The following is a 15280-nucleotide window of genomic DNA, read 5'->3' on the forward strand; positions in this document are numbered from 1 at the left end:
CGCCGACACCGCCGGGCCGGGGCGGTGTGTCCGCCCCGGCCCGGCGGTGTCGGCGCGTCAGCGCAGGCGGCCGGCGCCCGCGCCGTGGTCCACGAGCGCGGGGACGGCCCGCGGGGAGTCGACGCGGGTGCGCAGGGTGGGGGTCCAGCCGGCGCCGGACTGCAGGGTCTCGCCGGGGACCTCGGCGTTGTGGACGGCGATCAGGTCGGTGCGGCGGCCGTTGACGTAGTTGTCGGCGGCGGTGACCGGCGCCTCCTTCCACTTCTTCAGCACGGAGCCGGCCTGCACGCCGTCGGGCAGCGTGAAGGCGTTGTGCTCGGCGACGAGCCGGGACTCCATGCCGATGCCGTAGCTGTAGGAGTAGTCCGGGCCCGCCACGAAGTGGTTGTTGTAGGAGTCGACCTGGCCGAAGCGGACGCGCGGGGCGCGCTCGACGAGGTTGCTGAACAGGTTGTGGTGGAAGGTGACCTTCAGGTGGCCGCGGTCGACGGCGGCGGTGGCCGCGCTGTCGCTGTTGCCGATCAGGATCGTCTTGTCGTGGTCGGCGAAGACGTTCCAGGAGGCGGTGACGTAGTCGGCGCCCTTGACGATGTCGAGTTCGCCGTCGTGCTGCTCGTAGACGCGGCCGTAGTAGTGCGGCAGGGTGCTGTCGGGGTGGTCGCCGTCGGTGAAGGTGTTGTGGTCCATCCACACGTGGGTGGAGCCGTAGACGACGGCGCTGTCGTACTCGGAGTTCCAGTTGCCGTCGGCGGTGTCGGTCGGGTCCCACTGGGGGAAGCAGTCCAGCGGGCTCTCGAAGGTCAGGTTGCGGACGATGACGTTGTCCACGCCCTTGATCTGCAGGCTGGCGCCCTTGAAGCCGGCGTCCTCGCCGACGCCGACGAGGGTGGTGTTGGCGGGGACGTAGGCCTTGATGTAGGCGTCCTGCCGGGCCTGCGAGGCGCGGCGCAGGCCCTCGGGGCTGTCGTCGGGCTCCGCGGAGAGGTCCTTGTCGCGGCCCCAGGTCTCGGGGGCGTAGGTCTTCAGGTAGGTGTCGAAGTCGTAGCCGGGGACGGCGAAGGAGTCGCAGCCCGGGCCGTCGGCGTCGATCGTGCCCCGGATCTTGCTGATCTTGGGTGCGTCGCCGCCGTCGGCGAGGGCGGCCTTGAAGGCGTCCCAGGTGGTGACGGTGTAGACGTGCGCGGCGTCGGCCTTGGCGCCGCCGGTGGTGCCGGTGCCGTAGGCGGCCCAGCCGTCCTTGGCGGCGAGCACCTGGCGGGCGGCGTCGAGGGTGTGGTGGGGGCTGTGGGCGGAGGCGGTGCCGGTGACGGCGAGGACGAGGGCGGTGCCGCCGGCGACCGCGGCCACCCTTCTGCCTATGACATGCCCATGCCACTTCGATGCGTTCACTGTGCGGCTCTCCTTGATGCTGATCGGGGTCAGGCGGTGGCGTCCGGCCAGGTGATCCAGGACGCGGGGACGTCCTCGTCGAGCCGGCGCACCTCGCGCGGGGCGAGCACCCGGGTGCGCAGCAGCTCACGCGCCACGAGCCGGGCCACGGCGATCGCGCCGGGCGGGTTGAAGTGCGTGTTGTCCTGCTCGGTGGCGGTCCAGTTGAAGTACGTCTTGGTCTCCTCCACGCCGAGCCGCTGCCACAGCGCCAGCGACAGCGCCTCGATGTCGAGCAGCGGCACGCCCTCGGCCTCGGCGAGCGCGCGCATCGCCGCCGGATACGCGCCGTGGGTGGGGACGGCGTCGCCGTCGGCGTCGAAGCGGCGCCGCTCCACCGGGGTGGCCAGCACCGGACGGGCACCGCGCTCCCGCGCCCCGTCGAGGTACCGGCGCAGGCAGTCCTGGTACGTCGTCCACGGCTCGGTGAAGCGGGTGGGGTCCTCGGACTTCTCGTCGTTGTGCGCGAACTGGACGAGCAGGACGTCCTGCGGCCCGATCGCGGCGAGGATCGCCGCGAGCCGGCCTTCGTCGAGGAAGCTCTTGGAACTGCGGCCGTTCACGGCGTGGTTGGCGACCGCCACCTCGCGGTGCAGGAAGAACGGCAGGGCCATGCCCCAGCCGGTCTCGGGCGCCGCGTCGGCGTACTTCTGCGCCGCGGTGGAGTCGCCGGCGATGTACAGGGTGCGGGTGCGGGGGCCCGCGGCCGCCGCCGTTGCAGTCGCCGCGAGGGCGAGCGGAACGGCGGCCAGGGCCGCGGAGCCGACCTGTCTGCGGGTCAGGGACACGTCGCTCATCAGCCCTTCTGCTGCTTCCACTCGGCCTGCGCCTTGTTCAGCTGGTCCGCCAGCGTGTCCAGGAACTGCTTCGCGGTCGTCTTCCCCAGCAGCAGCTTCTGGAAGTTCGGCTCGTTGTCGGCCTTGGAGATGGTGTTCCAGTCGGGCAGGTAGTACGGCAGCTGCACGATCTTGGTCGAGCCGCCGTTGAGCGCCTCGGCGGCCAGCTTGGTCGGCTCGCTCCGCTGGATCCAGGCGTCCTGGGCGGCGTCGGTGTTGGCCGGCACCTGCCCGGCGGACTCGTTGAACTTGGAGTTCTCCTCGTGGGAGACGGCGAACTCGATGAACTTCCAGGCCGCCGCCTTGTTCTTGCTCGCCTTGAACAGGCCCAGCCCGTCCACCGGGTTGGACACCTGCACGCGCGTGCCGTCGTCGAGGGTGGGGTTGGGGATGCCCCGGAACTTGTCCTTGCCCAGTGCCTTCAGGTGGTCCTGGTAGGAGCCGAGGTTGTGGCTGAGCATGCCGATGGTGCCGCTGTCCCACTGGGCGACCATCTTGGTGAAGTCGTTGTTGACGTCGGCGGAAGGGGTGTCCTTCTTGTAGAGCGCGACGTACTTCTCCAGCGCGGCGACGTTCTTCGGGTCGTTGACGGTGGTCTTGTCGCCGTTCCAGAAGGAGGTGATGCCCGTCTGCCCGTAGACCGCGTCCAGGGCGGGCGCGATGGAGCCCTCGCCGCCGCGGATGGTGAAGCCGAAGGCGTTCTTGCCGCGGTCGGTGAGCTTGTCGGCGGCCTCGTAGAACTTGCTCCAAGTGGTCGGCGCGTCCAGGCCCGCCTTCTTGAACAGGTCGGTGCGGTACCACAGCGTGCCGTTGTTGGCGGAGGTCGGGATCTGGTACAGGGTGTCGCCGCCGCCCGCCGCCTTGCTGACCTGCAGCAGGTTCTGACTGAGGTGCCCGTTCAGCGGGCTCTTGGCCAGCCGGCCGTCCAGCGGCTCCAGCGCGCCCTGGGCCGCGATCTCGGCGAGCATCGCGGTGCCCACGCCGCCCACGTCGGGCAGGCCGCCGCCCTGGATGGCGGTGTCGTACTTGGACTGGGCGCCGGCGGCCGGGATGCCCACGTAATCGACCTTGATGTCCGGGTACTTCTTCTCGAAGTCGGCGATGATCTGCTTCCAGATATCGGTGCGCACACCGCCGTTGGTGTCCCAGAAGGTGATCTCGCCCTTGCCGGACCCCTCGGCGCCCTTGCTCCCCCCGGTGCCGCTGCCGTCGTCGCCGCACGCGGTGGCGGTCAGCGCGAGCACGGAGCCCAGGGCGACGGCCACGGCGGCACGCCTGCTTCTGCGGATGCTGCTCTTCATTGGTCGGCTCTCTTCTGCTGAATCAGCTGGATCAACGGTGAGGTGAAGGTGTGGGGGTGTCGGTGAGAAGGCGGTCGGGCGTCAGGAGGAGGTGCCGGCGGGCGGTTCGGCGGGGGTGACGCGGAAGCGGGTGAACAGCGCGGCCCCCGCCGGCCCGGGTTGCTCGGGTGCCACGGCGAACAGGCCGAGCAGCGCGCCGACCCAACGCCAGGGGGTGGCGGCGAAGACCTGGCCCGAGGGCCGAAAGCCGTCGCCGGTGTCGGCCGAGAACCGGCAGCGCGCCCCCGCGCCGATCTCCACCCGCAGCCGCGCCCGGCCCTGCGGTGCGGGCCCGGCCCGGCCGGCGTCGCGTTCCGCGCCGTCCGCCTCCGCGAACCGGTGCACCAGCCGGACCGTCCCGTCGCTCCCCCGCCGCAGCCCGATCCAGCTGTAGGCGTCCCCGAGGACGGCGAGTCCGGCCGCGGCCCCGGGCTCCTCGCCGTCCAGCCGCAGGTCCACCTCGACGGCGCACTCACGCCCGGGCAGCCGCTGGGTCAGCACGTTCGGCAGCTGCCGCAGGTCCTGCCCCGCCGAGCGGACGCAGGTCAGCCGCAGTCCGTCGGCGGAGTGCTGGGTGGCCCAGCCCTCGCGGGGGTTGGCCGTCCACTGCCACTGCCGGCCGAACCGGCCGCCGGGGAAGTCGTCGTCGGTGGCGGGCGCGGCGGGCGGCTGCGGCGGCAGCGCGGGTTTGCGGTGCACGGCGACGGGGGTGCCCTGCTCGCCGATCACCGGCCAGCCGTCCGCGCCCCAGCGCATCGGTTGCAGGTGCACCACCCGGCCGTGAGCGCCGCGCTGCTGGAAGTGCACGAACCAGTCCTCGCCCGCCTGGGTGCGCACCCAGCCGCCCTGGTGGGGTCCGTTGACGCCGGTGTCCCCCTGTTCCAGGACGACTCTCTCCTCGTACGGTCCGAAGAACCCGCGCGAGCGGAAGGCGCCCTGCCAGCCGGTGGCCACTCCCCCGGCGGGCGCCAGGATCCAGAACCAGCCGTCGTGCCGGTACAGCTTGGGCCCCTCCAGGGTGAACCAGCCCGGGATCGTGTCCGCGTCGACGATCACCTTGCCCTCGTCGAGGAGTTCGGTGCCGTCGGGGTGCATGCGGTGGCCGGTGAGGCGGTTCTTCACGCCGGAGCGGGACTTGGCCCAGGCGGGCACCAGATACGCCTCGCCGGTCTCCTCGTCCCACAGCGGGCAGGGGTCGATGAGGCCCTGGCCGGCCTCGATCAGGTGCGGGCGCGTCCACGGGCCGCGGATCCGCGGTGCGTTGACCTGGAAGATGCCTTGGTCGGGGTCGCCCCAGAAGATCCAGAAGCGGTCGTCGTGGTGGCGCAGCGACGGCGCCCACACGCCGCGGTCGTGGCGCGGGGTGCGGAACTCGGCGTCCGGTTCCAGGCGGGGCAGGGCGTGCCCGACCAGGGTCCAGTTGACCAGGTCGCGGGAGTGCAGCAGCGGCAGGCCGGGGGCGCGGCCGAAGCTGGAGGCGGTCAGGTAGTAGTCCTCGCCCACGCGCAGCACGTCGGGGTCGGACCAGTCGGCGTCCAGGACGGGGTTGGCGTAGGTGCCGTCGCCGAGGTCGGCACTGGGCAGGCTCACTCGGCCACCGCCTTCTCCACCAGCGCCGCCGCCTCGGCACGGCCGAGGCGGCCGTCGGCGACGACGGTGACCACGCGGCGCGAGATGCTCTCGCCCGGCGCGAGGGGCAGGCGTTCCTCGCAGGCCAGGGACGAGCCGACGCCGGGGTACTCGGCGGCGCGCACGAACCACGCGTCGCGGCGGGGGGCGTCGGCGGCGGCGGCGAACACCAGCGTCCAGGTGCTGCCCGCCAGCGCCAGCCAGTCGGCGCGCCGGCCGTGGGCGTCCGCCTCGCCGTCCCGGTCGGTGCTGAACACCGCGGGCGGCTCGTCCTCCTTGCGGGCCCGCCAGAAGAAGCCGCCGTAGGCGGCGCCGGGCCGGCCGTTGGTGGCCGGGCTGCCCAGGGACAGCGGCGCGCCGGTGACGTTGGTGAGCGAGAACGTCAGGTCGAGCGCCCAGGCGGTGCCGGTGAGCCCGGTGGCCGCCACGCCGCGGTGTTCGCGCAGCAGCTCGCGGCCGTCGGCCACCCAGCGCAGCTCGTGCGCGAACCCTTCGGCGTCGCACCGGGAGAAGCCGGTGTGCCGCTGGGCGCCGTGGTTGTCCAGCTCGACCGACCCCCGGCCGCGCACGAAGGTACGGCCGCCCCAGAAGTTGTGCCCCTCGACGTCGGGAACGGCGACACCGACGCCGAGGTGGTGCGGGTGGTCGGCGGGGCCCAGTTCGGTGACCGCCGTGCCGGCCAGGGTGGTGACGGGGTGCAGGTACGGGCGCGGGGAGAGCCGTGTGGGCAGCTCGGGCCGGGTGACCAGACGGGCGACCGGGCGGCCCGCGACCCGCAGCACCGGGGAGTCGTGCGGCGTCATCCGAGGCTCGCCTCCTTCCGCGGGGCCCAGGGGGCGCCCAGTTCGGAGTACAGGGACAGGGTGTCGGCGACGGCCGCGACCAGGGCGTCCACGCCGGGCACGATCCGGCGGTCGCCGTCCGGGTCGGTGCGCCAGGCGCCATCGGGCAGCGGGCGCGGGTCGGGGGCGGGGCGCACGGCCTCGACCAGGCGCATGAACGCGCCCGTGGCGGCGGGCGGGACCAGCAGCTCGGCGCCGGCGGTGAGGTGGTCGACGAGGTTGTCCAGCAGGTCGGTGCGGCCGTAGGTGAACTCCTGCGGACCGTGCCCGGCGCGTTGCAGCAGCACGCGGTCCTGCTTGTACCAGAACGTGATCCGGCCGCTGCGGCCGTGCACGAGGACGTACGGCTCGCCGGGGTGCTCCGCGCACAGGGTGGCGGCCACGGCGACCGGACCGCGCGGGGTGGTCATCCGCACGCAGGAGGTGTCGTCGGACTCGATGGCGTTGGCCCGCCACAGCTCGGTCTCGATGCCGGTGACGTCGTCGGCGCGGGTGGTGCCGAGCAGGGCGAGGGCGGTGGCGGTGGTGTGCGCGAGGGGGTTGGTGAGCACCCCGTCGACCACGTCGGTGCCGTTCATCCGGCGCCGGCCCGCCCAGGGCGCCCGCCGGTAGTACGCCTCGTCGCGTGCCCACGCCCCGGCGCCGCCGACCCCGGAGACCTCGCCGATCGCGCCGTCGGCGATCAGCTCGCGGATCGCGGGCACGGCGTGCGAGCCGAGCGACTGGAAGCCGATCTGGCAGGCGACGCCGGCCTCGTCGATGCCGTCGGCCAGGCGCCGGAACTCGGCGTAGGACGGGGTGGGCGGCTTCTCCAGCAGCACGTGCACGCCCCGCCGGGCGGCGGTGAGCGCCAGGTCGGTGTGGGTGGGGATCGGGGTGCACAGCACGGCGATCCGCGCGCCGGTCCGATCGAGCAGGGCGCCGAGGTCCGGGGACTGGGCGGGTGTGCCCAGCCCGTCGGGGATCTCCTCGTCGGCCAGCGGGGTCAGCTCGCAGATCCCGGCGAGGCGGACCCGGCCGGCGCGCTGCAGCCGGCGGATGTTGTCCAGGTGCCAGCGGCCGTGTCCGCGGGCCCCGGCGAGCACCAGCGGCACAGGAGTCGTGGTCGTCTCCGTGGTCGTCACAGCGATCGTTTCCGTGGTCGTCACAGCGGTCGTTTCCGGGGTCGTTCCAGCGGTCGTCTCCGTGGTCATCCCTTCACCGCCCCCGCGCTGAAGCCGGTGATCAGCCACTTCTGGATGAAGGCGAAGACGATCACCACGGGGACGGCGGCGACGATGCCGCCCGCGGCCAGCGCGCCCAGGTCGACGCTGTCCGCGCTCATCAGGGTGTTCAGGCCGACGGGGATGGTCTGCTTGCCCTGGTCGGACAGGAACATCAGGGCGAACAGGAAGTGGTTCCAGGCGTGGACGAAGGCGAAGGAGCCGACGGCGACCAGTCCGGGCCGCAGCAGCGGCAGGACGACGATCCGGAAGGCGGCGAAGCGGCTGCAGCCGTCCACCCAGGCGGCCTCCTCCAGGGACGGCGGCACGTTCCGGATGAAGCCGCTGATCAGGATCATCGACAGCGGCAGCTGGAAGACGGTCTCGGCGATGACCACGCTGCCCAGCGAGTTGATCATCGACAGCTTGGCGAAGATCTGGAACAGCGGCACCAGCAGCAGCGCGCCGGGCACGAACTGCGAGCACAGCAGGGCCAGCATGAAGCCACGCTTGATCCTGAAGTCGAACCGGGCCAGCGCGTAGCCGCCGGCCAGGGCGACGACGGTGGTCAGCACCAGGGTGGCGACGCCGACGATGACGCTGTTCTGGAAGTAGGTGCCGAAGCTCCGCTCGGTCCACACCTTCTCGAAGTGCTCGAAGGTCAGCGGCCAGGGCACGAGCGAGGTGGAGCCGGCCGGGCGCAGCGCGAACAGCAGGATCCAGTAGAACGGGACCAGCGTGAACAGCAGGTAGACCGACAGGGGCAGGTAGATCTGCCAGCGCGGGACCTCGTCCCAGGTGCGGCGGCGCCTGCCGCGCGGCCGGGCCGGTTCGGCCGCCGCGCGCTCGGGCGCGGGCGCGATCTCGGTGATCACTTCTCACCTCCGAACTTGCTCAGCCGCAGATAGACGATCGAGCAGAAGAGCAGGATCACGAACGCCACCGTGGTCAGGGCGGAGGCGTAGCCGAAGTTGTGGGCGTCGACGGACGTGTTGGCGATGTAGAGCGGCAGGGTGGTGGTCTCGCCGGCCGGTCCGCCGCCGGTGAGGGTGTAGAGCAGGTCGACGTTGTTGAACTCCCACACCGCGCGCAGCAGCGTGGACAGGACGATGGCGTCCTTCAGGTGGGGCAGGGTGATGTGCCAGAACTGCTTCAGGCGGCTCGCCCCGTCCACCTCGGCGGCCTCGTACAGGTCCTTCGAGACGGACTGCAGGTCGGCGAGGATGAGGATGGCGAAGAAGGGCACGCCGCGCCACAGGTCGGCGACGACCGCGGCCGGGAAGACCGTGGAGGTGTCCGACAGCCAGCTGGTGCCGTAGGAGCCGATGCCCAGGTCGGCGAGGTAACGGGTGATGCCGGTCTGGGAGTTGTACAGCAGCACCCAGATCACGGAGGTCAGCACGCCGGAGACGGCCCACGGGGAGAACACCAGCGCCCGGCCGAGCGCGCGGCCGGCGAAGGTCTGGTTGACGATCAGGGCGAGCGCGAGTCCCAGCAGCAGTTGCAGTCCGACCTCGACGAGGACCCACTTGGCGCTGAAGGTCAGCGTGTCCCAGAACTGCGGGTCCTTGGTGAAGGCCTGGACGAAGTTGTCGAAGCCGGCCCAGCCGTTGCGCCACGGCTTGGTGGGGTTGTAGTTCCGCAGGCTGTAGTAGAAGACGCTGAGCACCGGGTAGGCGATGAAGCCCAGCATCAGCAGGGCGGCCGGGGCGATCAGCAGGTACGGGAGCCTGCGCGGCGTGGCGGAGGCACGGCGCCGCCGGGGTGGCGCGGGCGGTTTCGCCACGGCTGCGGCTTGGGCCATGACTGTTCTCCGTTCGCAGTGGGGCAGTGGGACGGTGGGGCAGTGGGACGGTGGGGTGGGGCGGTCTGCGGGGGTGCGGAACCCCGGGTATAGGAAGCGCTTGCTACGTACACGGACTGCGGCGCCGGGCCGAGCACCGCGGGGCTCAGCCGGCGTACGGGTCCGGCACCGTGCCCGGCCGGGCCAGGAACGCGAAGTCGCAGCCGGTGTCGGCCTGGGTGATCTGGTCGGCGTACAGGGCGCCGTAGCCGCGTTCGAAACGCACGGGCGGCGGCGTCCAGGCGGCCCGGCGGCGCGCCAACTCCTCGTCGTCGACGTGCAAGTGCAGGCTGCGGGCCGTGACGTCCAGGGTGATGAGGTCCCCGGTGCGCACCAGCGCCAGCGGGCCGCCGATGTAGGACTCGGGGGCCACGTGCAGCACGCAGGCGCCGTAACTGGTGCCGCTCATCCGGGCGTCGGAGATGCGGACCATGTCCCGCACCCCCTGCTTGAGCAGGTGGTCGGGGATCGGCAGCATGCCGTACTCGGGCATGCCGGGACCGCCCTGGGGGCCGGCGTTGCGCAGCACCAGCACGCTGTCGGCGGTGATGCCGAGGGAGGGGTCGTTGATGGTGCGCTGCATGGTCCGGTAGTCGTCGAAGACGACCGCGGGGCCGGTGTGGTGCAGCAGGTGCGGTTCGGCGGCGATGTGCTTGATGACGGCGCCGTCCGGGCAGAGGTTGCCGCGCAGGACGGCGACCCCGCCCTCGCTCGCGACCGGGTTGTCGCGGGGCCGGATCACGTCGTCGTGGTGGACCCGGGCGCCGGCGATCTGCTCGCGCAGGGTGGCGTGGCAGACGGTGGGCCGGTCCAGGTGGAGCAGGTCGGGTATGCGGGAGAGGAAGCCGGGCAGCCCGCCTGCGAAGTGGAAGTCCTCCATGAGGTACGTGCGGCCGCCGGGGCGGACGTTGGCGAGGACCGGGACGGTGCGGGCGATGCGGTCGAAGTCGTCCAGGGTGAGCTTCACCCCGGCGCGGCCGGCCATGGCGATCAGGTGGATGACGGCGTTGGTGGAGCCGCCCAGGCCCAGGACGGTGGTGACGGCGTCCTCGAACGCCTCCCGGGTGAGGATCTGCGAGAGTCTGCGGTCCCGGTGGACCAGGTCGACGATCGTCATGCCGGCCCTGGCGGCCATCCGTTCGTGCCCGGAGTCGACCGCGGGGATGCTGGAGGCGCCCGGCACGGTCACGCCGAGGGCCTCGGCGGCGGCGGTCAGCGTGGAGGCGGTGCCCATGGTCATGCAGTGGCCGGGCGAGCGGGCCAGTCCGCTCTCCAGTTCGGCCATCTCGCAGTCGCCGATGAGCCCGGCCCGCTTGTCGTCCCAGTACTTCCACATGTCGGTGCCCGAGCCGAGGACCTCGCCGCGCCAGTGCCCGGGCAGCATCGGCCCGGCCGGCACGAACACGGCGGGCAGGTCGGCGGAGGCCGCGCCCATCAGCAGGGCGGGCGTGGACTTGTCGCAGCCGCCCATCAGCACGGCCCCGTCCACCGGGTAGGAGCGCAGCAGCTCCTCGGTCTCCATGGCCAGCAGGTTGCGGTAGAGCATCGGGGTCGGCTTCTGGAAGGTCTCGCTCAAGGTGGCGACCGGGAACTCCAGCGGGAAGCCGCCCGCCTGCCACACCCCGCGCTTGACCGCCTGGGCTCGGTCGCGCAGGTGGACGTGGCAGGGGTTGATGTCGGACCAGGTGTTGAGGATCGCGATGACGGGCTTGCCCAGGTGCTCCTCGGGCAGGTAGCCGAGCTGGCGGGTGCGGGCGCGGTGGCTGAAGGAGCGCAGGCCGTCGGTGCCGTACCACTGGTGGCTGCGCAGTTCCTCGGCCGGCTTGCGGACGGTCATACCGACCACCCCTCGGCGATGGCGGCGACCTCGGCGCGCTCCTCCTCGGGCAGCGGCTTGCTGGGCGGGCGCACGTCCCGGCGGCACAGGCCCAGCGAGGCGAGGGCCTCCTTGACGACGGTGACGTTGTTGGCGGAGCCGTGGGCCGCGCGCAGTTCCTCGAAGCGGCGGATCTGCTCCCACACCTTCATCGCGGCCGGGTAGTCCCCGGCCCGCAGCGCCTGGAGCATGTTCCGCGAGACGGCGGGGGCGACGTTGACGAGGCCGGAGGTGAAGCCGGTGGCGCCGGCGGAGAAGTAGCAGGGGGCGTACGGCTCGGCGAGGCCGGCCACCCACACGAAGCGCTCCAGGCCGGCGTCCCGGGCGAAGGCGGCGAAGCGGACCGCGTCCGGGACGGCGTACTTGACGCCGATGACGTTCGGGCAGGCGTCGGCGAGTTCGGCCAGGCGCGCGCCGGGCAGCTGCGGGTTGCGCAGGTAGGGCACGACGCCCAGCTCGGGCACGGACTCGGCGATGGCCCGGTGGTAGTCGACCCAGCCGGCCGCGGAGACGTAGGGGTGGACGGGCTGGTGGACCATCACCATCCCCGCGCCCAGGTCGCGGGCGTGCCGGGCGGAGGCGACGGCGGTGGGCACGTCGTGGCCGACGCCGACCAGGACGCTCGCCCGGCCGCCCGCCTCCTCGACGGTCAGCTCGGTCACCAGGCGCCGCTCCTCGGGGGTGAGGGCGTAGAACTCGCCGGTGTTGCCGTTGGGGGTGAGGGTGGTGACGCCGCCGTCCAGCAGGCGGCGCAGCAGGGCACGGTAGGTGTCCTGGTCCACGCCGCCGTCCGCGGCGAACGGCGTCACCGGGATCGCCACCACGTCGGCCAGGGCCGCCCGCTGGGTCTCGAACGCCGCGTTGCTCATGCCTGGCCTTCCTGTTCCAGGGCCGTGGGACCGGCCTCGGGGAATGCGCGCCGGACGAACGACGCGATGTGGGCGTGCAGGGCGCGGGCGGCGCCGTCGGCGTCCCCGTCCTGCGCGAGCCGCAGGATCTGCCGGTGCTCGGTGGCCTCCCGGTCCCAGGAGGGGTCGGCGGACCAGGCGACGGCGGAGACGAGGGCGGCCTGGTCGCGGACCTCGTCCAGCATCCGGCCGAGCAGCGGGTTGCCGCAGGGCAGGTACAGGGCGCGGTGGAACTCCCGGTTGGCCAGGGAGCGTTCGGCGGTGTCCGTGGCCTCGTCGGCCCGGCGCAGCGCGTCCTGGGCGGCGTCGAGGGAGGCGCCGCGCCTGACCGAGCGGCGCAGCGCCTCCGGTTCGAGCAGCAGCCGTACGTCGTAGACCTCGCGCGCCATGTCCGCGTCCACCATGCGCACCGTGACGCCCTTGTACTGGCTCATCACCACCAGTCCGGTGCCGGCCAGGGTCTTGAGCGCCTCGCGCACCGGGGTCTTGGACACCCCGAACTGAGCGGCGAGTTCGGTTTCGACCAGGGCCTGTCCCGGGGGCAGCTGCCCGGTGAGGATGCGGCGTTTGATCTCTTCCTGCACGTACTGCGTGCGGGAGGGGATCGGCGTGGGCACAGAGGTCATGCGCGCCTCTCGGATTCGTCGACCACGACGGCGGACAGGACCGGGGAGCAGGGGTCCGGCCGCGTGGTGTCGCGTGGGTGAACTCGCGTATCTGATCTCGCGTATCGCGTCTCATATATGACGTACGGAGTACGACGCGTTGAAGGTAGGAGGGGCGCGGCGGGACGTCAATGCTTCTGACAAAGAAAAGCGGCGCCGGTTCGCGGAACGCCGCGGAACACCGAGGCCGCGCGCCCCTCGCCCGGATGGGTGAGCGCAGGGGGCATGCTCGGGCCTGCGCATGCGTGCGTGGACATGCGCAAGGGCCGGCCTGGTCGGGCCAGGCCGGCTGTGCGGGGCGTGTCTTCCTGACGGACCGCCGGGGCGGGTCAGCGTGCGGTCAGTGCCTCGCGCACCGCGGCGAGGTCCGCGTCCGAGGCCAGCCCGGCGTGGTAGAGCCGCAGTTGGGTCGCGCCGTCGGCCCGGGCGCGGGCCGCGTCCGCGGCGAGGGTGCCGGGGCTGCCGCCCATGCCGGAGACGATCGTGAGGTTGGCGGCCAGCACGCTCCCCTCCCCGGCCCGTTCGGCGAAGGGCGCCAGCAGGGCCGTACCGCCGGTGCAGGGCACCACTACTCCGTCGGCCACGGACAGGATGTGCGCCGGGTCGACGCCGACGTTGGCGCCGCAGTGGTGGGAGACGGGGTCGGCGTGCAGCAGGACCTGGAAGCCGTCGGGTGCGGCGGCCCGCACGGCGGCCACGGCCGCCTCCTGGAGCGTGGCCGCGGCCTTCTCGCGCCAGGCGCGGGTGGCGGCGGCCCGTTCCTCGCCGAGGAGTTTCTCGACGGCCGGCCAGCCGCCGTCGTCGGCCGCGCCCCGCCACAGCGGCTCCAGCGCGCCGCGCACGGCCGCCGCCAGCTCGTCGGCGTCCAGGCCGTGTGCGCCGTACCCGGTGCGGCAGGACGGGCAGAAGCACAGGGACATCAGGTACTGCCCGGCCTCGCCGAGGGCGATGCCGCCCGTCTTGTCGTGGGCGTGCAGGTGGGCGAGGCCGTACCAGCCGAGGGACTCCAGTTCGGTGCCGTGCGCGCCGGGGCGTACGGCGGCCTCGGCGGCCAGCTCGGTCAGGTAGGCGCGGGTGGCGGGCTGGGCGATGCACGGCGCCCACGGGTAGCGGTCGCCGTAGGCGTTGACGACCGAGGTGTGCGGATGCTCGGCGCCCAAGCGGGAGTTGTGGGCGAGCACGACCCAGGTGTGGACGTCGAGTCCGGCCGCGGCCAGGGCCGCCGCGGCCTCGCCCCAGGCGTCGCCGGGCGCCCAGTCGCCCGCCGGGTACGGGCGCAGGGCGCGGCCCTGCCAGCGGGTGGCGTCCGGCGGGTAGAGGACGGCGGAGTGCTCGGCGGTGACGACGCGGTGGCGGGGGTGGCGAGGGGTCAGCGCGCGGGTGGAGTGGTAGGCGGCGGCGAGGGTCACCTGCGCCACGCCGAGCGCGGCGAGGCGGGCGGGTGCCGCCGCGTCGCCGACCACGTCCCAGGGGTAGACGAACGCCGAGGTCCTCATGCGCCGCTCCCTTCCCGCGGGTCCCGCCCGAGCAGCGCGTAGCCGTGCTCGATGAGCTGGGCGAGCTGCTTGACGTGGTCCTCGGCGGGTTCGTGCAGCGGGGGCCGTACCGCGCCGACGTCGAGTCCGCGCAGCCGTACGCCCGCCTTGACCAGGGAGACGGCGTAGCCCTTGCCCTGGGCGCGCAGCTCGACGAAGGGGCGGTAGAAGCCGTCCAGGAGGCGGTGCGCGGTGGTGTCGTCGCCCTCGCGCAGCGCGGTGTGGAAGGCGAGGGCGATCTCGGGGGCGAAGCAGAAGACGGCGGAGGAGTACAGGGTGATGCCCAGGCCCCGGTAGGCGAGCTGGGTCTGCTCGGCGGTGGGCAGGCCGTTGAAGTACAGGAAGTCGCCCGGGGCCTCGGTGCGCACGGCGCTGACGATGCGCTGCATCAGGTCCAGGTCGCCCAGGCCGTCCTTGAGGCCGATGACGCCGTCGGTGCGGGCGAGTTCGACGGCGGTGCGCGGGGTGAGGACGGCGTTGTCGCGCTGGTAGACGATGACGGGCAGGGCGGTGGCGGCGGCCACCTCGCGGTAGTGGCGCAGCAGTCCCTCCTGGCCGGCGACGACCAGGTAGGGCGGCATGGCGAGCAGCCCGTCGGCGCCGGCGTCCGCGGCGAGGCGGGCGTAGCGCACGGCGAGCGCGGTGCCGTATCCGGCGCCCGCGACGACCGGTACGCGGCCGTCGGCCGTCTCGGCGGCGGCGCGCACGCAGTCCTGGAACTCCTCGGGGGTGAGCGCGTGGAACTCGCCGGTGCCGCAGCAGGCGAACACCGCGGCGGCGCCGGCCTCGACGCCGCGCCGCACATGGGTGCGGTAGGTGTCCAGGTCGAGCCGGCCGTCGGGGCCGTAGGCGGTGACCGGGAAGAACAGCGGCCCGCTGGGGATACTGAGGCGTTCGGCGAGAGGGGCTGACGTCACGGGCTCTCCCTGAGGCAGGCGCTCACGTTTCTGATTGATGTCCATATTCATGAACAGCACCACGCTACGGGGCCCGTTCGCGGCCGGTCAAGCACGGGGCGCCGCTCCGGGGCGCGAATCGCCGCCCGTGACACCCCTCTTGACGTGGTGTGACACCGCTCCCTAGCGTGTCCACGCATGTGAATGACGTCTACACATACGGCCGTGCCGTGCGGCCGTATGTGTAGACGTCATTCACATGCGTGGACACGCTAGGGAG

13 protein-coding genes are annotated in these 15280 nt (G+C 72.8%); all 13 read right to left on the reverse strand.

What is annotated here, in order from left to right:
* Positions 1 to 57: 57 nt before the first annotated feature.
* Positions 58 to 1389, reverse strand: a complete 1332-nt coding sequence (locus GV126_RS08825; RefSeq protein WP_159664232.1) for a pectate lyase family protein — start codon at positions 1387 to 1389, stop codon at positions 58 to 60.
* A gap of 29 nt (positions 1390 to 1418) precedes the next feature.
* The gene (locus GV126_RS08830; RefSeq protein WP_159673461.1) at positions 1419 to 2216 is read right to left on the reverse strand and encodes a rhamnogalacturonan acetylesterase; all 798 of its coding nucleotides are present in this window, start codon (positions 2214 to 2216) and stop codon (positions 1419 to 1421) included.
* A gap of 8 nt (positions 2217 to 2224) precedes the next feature.
* Complete coding sequence (locus GV126_RS08835) at positions 2225 to 3565, reverse strand: ABC transporter substrate-binding protein (protein WP_159664234.1); 1341 nt, start codon at positions 3563 to 3565, stop codon at positions 2225 to 2227.
* Between the two features lie 81 nt (positions 3566 to 3646).
* Positions 3647 to 5194: a glycoside hydrolase family 43 protein gene (locus GV126_RS08840; protein ID WP_236569927.1), complete on the reverse strand. Its 1548-nt coding sequence runs from the start codon at positions 5192 to 5194 to the stop codon at positions 3647 to 3649.
* Positions 5191 to 6036 carry a DUF6807 domain-containing protein gene (locus GV126_RS08845; RefSeq protein ID WP_159664236.1) on the reverse strand — a complete coding sequence of 282 codons (846 nt, stop codon included), beginning with the start codon at positions 6034 to 6036 and terminating at the stop codon, positions 5191 to 5193. Before GV126_RS08845 ends, GV126_RS08840 begins: the two co-directional genes overlap by 4 nt.
* On the reverse strand, positions 6033 to 7199 hold the full coding sequence (locus GV126_RS08850) for a Gfo/Idh/MocA family protein (protein ID WP_236569928.1): 1167 nt from the start codon (positions 7197 to 7199) through the stop codon (positions 6033 to 6035). Before GV126_RS08850 ends, GV126_RS08845 begins: the two co-directional genes overlap by 4 nt.
* 65 nt (positions 7200 to 7264) lie before the next feature.
* On the reverse strand, positions 7265 to 8152 hold the full coding sequence (locus GV126_RS08855) for a carbohydrate ABC transporter permease (protein WP_159664240.1): 888 nt from the start codon (positions 8150 to 8152) through the stop codon (positions 7265 to 7267).
* On the reverse strand, positions 8149 to 9081 hold the full coding sequence (locus GV126_RS08860) for a carbohydrate ABC transporter permease (protein WP_159664242.1): 933 nt from the start codon (positions 9079 to 9081) through the stop codon (positions 8149 to 8151). Before GV126_RS08860 ends, GV126_RS08855 begins: the two co-directional genes overlap by 4 nt.
* Positions 9082 to 9226: 145 nt before the next feature.
* The gene (gene araD, locus GV126_RS08865) at positions 9227 to 10957 is read right to left on the reverse strand and encodes an L-arabinonate dehydratase (RefSeq protein WP_159664244.1); all 1731 of its coding nucleotides are present in this window, start codon (positions 10955 to 10957) and stop codon (positions 9227 to 9229) included.
* The gene (locus GV126_RS08870) at positions 10954 to 11865 is read right to left on the reverse strand and encodes a dihydrodipicolinate synthase family protein (protein ID WP_159664246.1); all 912 of its coding nucleotides are present in this window, start codon (positions 11863 to 11865) and stop codon (positions 10954 to 10956) included. The genes araD and GV126_RS08870 overlap by 4 nt, the downstream gene beginning before the upstream one ends.
* Positions 11862 to 12530: a GntR family transcriptional regulator gene (locus tag GV126_RS08875; RefSeq protein WP_159664248.1), complete on the reverse strand. Its 669-nt coding sequence runs from the start codon at positions 12528 to 12530 to the stop codon at positions 11862 to 11864. Before GV126_RS08875 ends, GV126_RS08870 begins: the two co-directional genes overlap by 4 nt.
* A gap of 368 nt (positions 12531 to 12898) precedes the next feature.
* On the reverse strand, positions 12899 to 14065 hold the full coding sequence (locus GV126_RS08880; RefSeq protein ID WP_159664250.1) for a hypothetical protein: 1167 nt from the start codon (positions 14063 to 14065) through the stop codon (positions 12899 to 12901).
* Positions 14062 to 15021 carry a 5-dehydro-4-deoxyglucarate dehydratase gene (locus GV126_RS08885; protein ID WP_159664252.1) on the reverse strand — a complete coding sequence of 320 codons (960 nt, stop codon included), beginning with the start codon at positions 15019 to 15021 and terminating at the stop codon, positions 14062 to 14064. Before GV126_RS08885 ends, GV126_RS08880 begins: the two co-directional genes overlap by 4 nt.
* Positions 15022 to 15280: the final 259 nt, after the last annotated feature.

This window comes from Streptomyces mexicanus (assembly GCF_902506575.1).
In the GTDB taxonomy this organism is placed as follows: domain Bacteria; phylum Actinomycetota; class Actinomycetes; order Streptomycetales; family Streptomycetaceae; genus Streptomyces; species Streptomyces mexicanus.

Coding starts and splice junctions, on each gene's coding strand:
- GV126_RS08880 (WP_159664250.1), bottom strand. CDS start 14,065: ATGAGGACCTCGGCGTTCGTCTACCCCTGGGACGTGGTCGGCGACGCG.
- GV126_RS08845 (WP_159664236.1), bottom strand. CDS start 6,036: ATGACGCCGCACGACTCCCCGGTGCTGCGGGTCGCGGGCCGCCCGGTC.
- GV126_RS08860 (WP_159664242.1), bottom strand. CDS start 9,081: ATGGCCCAAGCCGCAGCCGTGGCGAAACCGCCCGCGCCACCCCGGCGG.
- GV126_RS08870 (WP_159664246.1), bottom strand. CDS start 11,865: ATGAGCAACGCGGCGTTCGAGACCCAGCGGGCGGCCCTGGCCGACGTG.
- GV126_RS08875 (WP_159664248.1), bottom strand. CDS start 12,530: ATGACCTCTGTGCCCACGCCGATCCCCTCCCGCACGCAGTACGTGCAG.
- GV126_RS08835 (WP_159664234.1), bottom strand. CDS start 3,565: ATGAAGAGCAGCATCCGCAGAAGCAGGCGTGCCGCCGTGGCCGTCGCC.
- araD (WP_159664244.1), bottom strand. CDS start 10,957: ATGACCGTCCGCAAGCCGGCCGAGGAACTGCGCAGCCACCAGTGGTAC.